Source organism: Actinomycetospora sp. (assembly GCF_055612215.1).
On record NZ_JBVPVA010000300.1, the window covers coordinates 1 to 5,021 of the forward strand.

Below are 5,021 nucleotides of genomic sequence, written 5' to 3' on the forward strand. Positions count from 1 at the left end.
GTCGCCGTGATCGGCACCGGCGCCTCGGCGATCCAGTTCGTGCCCGAGATCGCGCCCGTCGTCGGGCACCTCACGGTCTTCCAGCGCACGCCCCCGTGGATCATGCCGCGGCGCGACCGCGCCTTCAGCCGCGTCGAGAAGTGGGCGTTCCGGCGCTTCCCGATCCTGCAGCGCCTGCTGCGCGAGGCGATCTACTGGGGCCGCGAGACGTTCGTCTTCGGGTTCAAGGACCCGGAGCGCATGGCCAAGGCCGCGAAGCTCGCGGAGCGCCACATGCGCACCCAGGTCTCCGACCCCGCGCTGCGCGAGAAGATCACGCCGGACTACTCGATGGGCTGCAAGCGCATCCTGCTCTCCAACACCTACCTGCCGGCACTGGACCGCGAGAACGTCGACGTGGTCACCGACCGCATCACCGAGGTCCGCCCGCACGCCGTGGTCACCGAGGACGGCACCGAGCACGAGGTCGACACGATCATCGCCGGCACCGGCTTCTCGATCAGCGACCTGCCGATCAGCCACCGCGTGTTCGGCCGCGACGGGCGCAGCCTCGCCGAGCACTGGGGCGACACCATGTTCGCCCACAACGGCACCATGATCGCGGGCTTCCCGAACCTGTTCACCCTGCTCGGACCGAACACCGGCCTCGGGCACAACTCCGTCGTGTTCATGATCGAGTCGCAGATCAACCTCGTCATGGACGTGCTGCGCCGGCTCCGGACCTCGGCGGTCGGCGCGGTCGAGCCGCGTCAGGACGTCCAGGACCGGTTCGTCGCGGAGATGCAGCGTCTCACCGAGGGCACGGTGTGGGTCGACGGCGGGTGCAAGAGCTGGTACCTCGACGGCCAGGGCCACAACTCGGCGCTCTGGCCCACGTTCACGATGCCGTTCCACCGCCGCCTGCGGCGCATGAAGACCGACGACTACGTCATCACCCCCGCGCACGCGCGGACCTAGGAGGAGCTCCCGCATGGCCTACGACATCACCGGCAAGGTCGTCCTCATCACCGGCGCCGCCCGCGGCATCGGCGAGGAGACCGCACGCCAGGCCGCCGCGCAGGGTGCCCGGGTCGCGCTCGTGGGCCTCGAGCCCGAGCGCCTGGAGCGGATCGCGGGCGAGCTGGGGCCGCAGCACACCTGGGCGCCCTGCGACGTCACCGACCAGGCCTCGCTCGACGCCGCGGTCAAGCACACCGTCGCCGAGCTCGGCGGCATCGACGTCGTCATCGCGAACGCCGGCATCGCCAACCACGGCACCGTCGCCGAGAGCCCGGCCGACGTCGTGGCCCGGGTCATGGAGGTCAACCTCATCGGGGTGTCGCGGACGGTGTCCGCGACCGTCGAGCACGTCTCGGCCCGCCGCGGCTACTACCTGCTGGTCTCCTCGCTGGCGGCGTTCACGGCGCTGCCGGGGATGGCGGCCTACTGCGGGTCGAAGGCCGGCGTCGAGAACTACGGCAACGCGCTGCGCTTCGAGCTCGCCCACCGCGGCGTCGACGTCGGCACCGCGCACATGGGGTGGATCGACACCGACCTCGTGCGCGACGTGAAGGCGGACTCGTCGACCTTCGAGGACACCCTCAAGCGGCTCCCCCCACCCCTGGGCAGCATCGCGACCGTCGAGGAGTGCGGCCGCGGGTTCCTCGAGGGCATCGCGAAGCGCAAGCGCCGGGTCTTCGTCCCGAAGTCGGTCGGCCTGCTCGCCGGGCTGCGCCCGATCACGTTCTCCTGGCTCGGGGACCTGCCGATCCTCGCGCAGGCGAGGACCATGGTGCCCAAGCTCGAGGAGCAGTTCCGTCGCACGGGACGCTCGTTCGGCGCGCACTCGGTCGGGATGGGCGAGCCGAAGAGCTGACTCGTCGTCGGGACGCTCGCGGGTGCCGCACCATCGGCCCACCCCGGTGTCGCCCGCGGCTGCTAGGTCCCCGAGCGGGATCGCCGGTAGTGGCGGCGCGCTTTCATGCGGTTCCCGCAGACGGCCATGGAGCACCACCGGGCGGTGTTGGCGCGGGTGCGGTCGAGCAGGAACAGGCGACATTCGTCGTTCGCGCAGGCCCGCAGCCGTCCGGGGAGGTCCCGTGTGACGACTCCCCAGGACAGCACCGCCGTGGCGGCGAGGAGGCGGGCGTCGTCATCGGCGGCCAGCTCCAGGTCCAGTCCGGCGTCCCGGAGCCGGGGCTCCCACCGGACTCCGTCGACCAGGGGGTTCAGGTCCGCAGCGCTCCGCCGGCCCCAGAGGACCTGTTGGAGCCGGTCCCTCGCTTCCCGCAGGTGGGTCACCTCGGCGGCGGAGCCGGCGCCGCCGTGCGCGAGGGCCCAGTGGCGGGCGTGCTCGTCGTCGGCCAGTGCGTCCTCGATCCCCGAGTCGCTCACCGGGGTGCTGTTGAGGAGTTCGAGCAGGAGCGTCTCGGCGTCGCGGGCGAGCAGATCGATCACGGCGCTCATACTAACCTCCTCGGGTGACTGAGCCGGTGGAGGAGCGACGCTTCAGGTGAGTTCCTCGCCGCCGGCGACGGGGATCGTCGCGCCGGTGAGGAAGGTGTTGGTGAGGGCGAACAGCACGGCGGAGGCGATGTCGTCGGCCGTGCCGATGCGGCGTGCGGGGTTGCGCTCGCTGAGGTCGGCGAACATCGCGGCCTTGCGCTCCTCGCCGAGCGCGTCCCACGCCCCGGTGTCGACGACGCCGGGCGAGATGGCGTTGACCCGGATCGGCGCGAGCTCGAGGGCCAGCGAGCGGGTCAGGGTGTCGGCGGCGCCGTTGGTGATCGCGACGGCCAGCGTCCCGACCGCGATCTTGAACGCGGCGACGCCGGAGAACAGCACGAACGACCCACCGGGGTCGATGCGGGGACCGAGGTGCTTGGCCAGCATGAGCGGGCCGATGACCTTCGTGTCGAACGACGCGCGGACGGCCTCGCGCGAGAGGTCCCCGATGGTGCCGCGGGCGCGGGACGAGGCGGTGCAGACGACGTGGTCGAGCGCGCCCAGGCGTTCGCCGAGCGCGGCGATCGAGGCGTCGTCGGTGACGTCGACGAACTCGGCGTCGATGTCCTGTCCGGCGTAGGCCTCGGCGAGCGCGTCGGGGTGCCTGCCGGCGACGACGACCCGACCTCCGGCGTCGCGGGCGGCCTCGGCGACGGCGCGGGCGATCCCGCTGCCGCGTCCGATCACCAGCACGGTCCTGCCCTCGAGGGGCCGGGGAACCGTGGCGGTGGGGAGGTGTTCGGTGCTCATGGGGTGGTCTCCGGTTCGGGGGCGACGATCGGCAGGGGCGCGGCGCTCAGGTCGGGACCGAGGTCAGGGTTCGGCCGAGGAAGCCGCGGATGTAGCCGGTGGCGGTGTCGAGGGCGCTCTCGAGCAGGAAGTGACCGCCGGGGATCAGGTGGATCTCGGCGTCGGGCAGGTCGCGGGCGAACGCGCGGGCCCCGTCCGGCCCGAAGATCTCGTCGCCGTCGCCCCAGATCGCCAGCAGCGGGACCCGGGAGCGGCGGAAGTACTCGTGGACGGCGGGGTAGAGGGGCGGGTTGGTGGCGTAGTCGCGGAACAGCGCCAGCTGGATCTCGTCGTTGCCCGGGCGGCTGAGGTCGGCGTGGTCGACCAGCCACGTCTCGGGGTCGACCAGGTCGGGCTCGGCGACCCCGGTGAGGTACTGCCACCGAGTCGCCTCGAGGCTCAGCGCGAACCGGACGGCCGGCTCGGTGGCGGGTCCCGGGTCGTTCGCGTAGGCCCAGACCCCGCTCCAGAACTCGGGGACGAAGCCCTCGTCGTAGGCGTTCCCGTTCTGGCTGATGATCGCGGTGACGGCGTCCGGGCGGTGCAGCGCGAGCCGCCAGCCGACGGGTGCGCCGTAGTCCTGGACGTACATCGCGAACCGGGTCACGCCGAGCTGGTCGAGCAGGCCTTCGGTGACCTCGGTCAGCGCGTCGAAGGTGTAGTCGAACTCCTCGGGCGACGGGGTCGCCGAGCGTCCGAAGCCGACGTGGTCCGGAGCGATCACGCGGTAGCGGTCCGCGAGGCGCGGGATGAGGTGGCGGAACATCCGCGAGCTGGTCGGGAACCCGTGCAGGAGCAGCACCACGGGCGCCTCCTCCGGGCCGGCGTCGCGGTAGAACACCTCCCGCCCCGCCACGGTCGCCACCCGGTGACGGACATCGTTCGTCGCTAACTTCTTCGCGTCGACAAGGGGGTTAGCCATGCAGGAATCGGACCGCGTCGTGGCCTAACTTGTCAAGCCGCCCCAGACAGTTAGACGAAGGATCCTCATAACTGCCTCGACGCTCTTGACGGGTTATCCGAGCCTTCTTATGCTCACCGCCTCGGTAGCTTCTGCTGGTTAGGCGGGCAGTCGGATCGAGGCACGACCGCGACGAGGTTCGACGAGGTCAGGGGGACGCCGTGCAGGTGAGGTCGCTCTACCGCTATCCGGTCAAGTCGATGCTCGGCGAGCAGCTCGAGCACGCCCATCTCGCGGAGCACGGCCTGCTCCACGACCGCGGCCTCGCCCTGGTCGACACCAGCACGGGGCTGGTGGCCACCGCGAAGCACCCCCGCCTGTGGCGGGAGCTGCTCCGGTACTCGGCACAGGCGCGCGACGACCAGGTCCTGATCTCCTCGCCGGCCGGATGGACCCTCGACGCCCGCAACCGCGACCTCGACGCGCGACTCTCGGAGGCCCTCGGTCGAGCGGTGCAGCTCCGTCGGGAGCGACCCCCGCAGTCCAGCGTCGAGCGCCCCGACCCCGAGGACGTCCTCACCCACGGCGTGGACGCGGACGTGCCGGCCGCCCTCCTGGAGATCGGACAGGGCTCGCCCGGGTCGAGCTTCGTCGACTACGCCCCGGTCCACCTGATCACCACGGCCACGCTGGCGCAGCTCGACGCCGACCCGCGGCGCTACCGACCCAACATCGTCATAGAAACCCCGGCCGGAACCGCGCCCTACGTCGAGAACGACTGGGTCGACCGCCGGCTGGAGATCGGCGGCGTCGTCCTCGACGTGGTGCTGCCGACCCCTCGATGCGC

Annotated in this window: 6 protein-coding genes; 3 read left to right on the forward strand and 3 right to left on the reverse strand. The window is 71.6% G+C overall.

The genetic code is table 11. The annotated features are described in order from the left end of the window. Window positions 1-957 (forward strand): flavin-containing monooxygenase (locus AC0CYZ_RS08395; protein WP_472214197.1); only part of this gene is annotated, 957 nt, incomplete at its 5' end. Between the two features lie 13 nt (window positions 958-970). Further along, on the forward strand, window positions 971-1,855 hold the full coding sequence (locus AC0CYZ_RS08400; RefSeq protein ID WP_472214199.1) for an SDR family oxidoreductase: 885 nt from the start codon (window positions 971-973) through the stop codon (window positions 1,853-1,855). Between the two features lie 62 nt (window positions 1,856-1,917). On the opposite strand, the gene AC0CYZ_RS08405 is transcribed toward AC0CYZ_RS08400, so the two are convergent. Genes AC0CYZ_RS08405 through AC0CYZ_RS08415 form a run of 3 tightly spaced genes read right to left on the reverse strand, consistent with a single transcriptional unit; the run spans window position 1,918 to window position 4,195 of the window. Beyond that, complete coding sequence (locus tag AC0CYZ_RS08405; RefSeq protein ID WP_472214201.1) at window positions 1,918-2,445, reverse strand: CGNR zinc finger domain-containing protein; 528 nt, start codon at window positions 2,443-2,445, stop codon at window positions 1,918-1,920. A gap of 42 nt (window positions 2,446-2,487) precedes the next feature. Then, a complete protein-coding gene (locus tag AC0CYZ_RS08410; protein ID WP_472214203.1) occupies window positions 2,488-3,234 on the reverse strand; it encodes an SDR family oxidoreductase in 747 nt (248 codons plus the stop codon). Window positions 3,235-3,280: 46 nt separating this feature from the next. Beyond that, complete coding sequence (locus AC0CYZ_RS08415; RefSeq protein ID WP_472214205.1) at window positions 3,281-4,195, reverse strand: alpha/beta fold hydrolase; 915 nt, start codon at window positions 4,193-4,195, stop codon at window positions 3,281-3,283. A gap of 206 nt (window positions 4,196-4,401) precedes the next feature. Here AC0CYZ_RS08415 and AC0CYZ_RS08420 point away from each other — a divergent pair. Continuing rightward, window positions 4,402-5,021, forward strand: a 620-nt coding sequence (locus tag AC0CYZ_RS08420; RefSeq protein WP_472214207.1) for an MOSC domain-containing protein, incomplete at its 3' end; no start/stop codon positions are given.

Coding starts and splice junctions, on each gene's coding strand:
- AC0CYZ_RS08400 (WP_472214199.1), top strand. CDS start 971: ATGGCCTACGACATCACCGGCAAGGTCGTCCTCATCACCGGCGCCGCC.
- AC0CYZ_RS08405 (WP_472214201.1), bottom strand. CDS start 2,445: ATGAGCGCCGTGATCGATCTGCTCGCCCGCGACGCCGAGACGCTCCTG.
- AC0CYZ_RS08410 (WP_472214203.1), bottom strand. CDS start 3,234: ATGAGCACCGAACACCTCCCCACCGCCACGGTTCCCCGGCCCCTCGAG.
- AC0CYZ_RS08415 (WP_472214205.1), bottom strand. CDS start 4,195: ATGGCTAACCCCCTTGTCGACGCGAAGAAGTTAGCGACGAACGATGTC.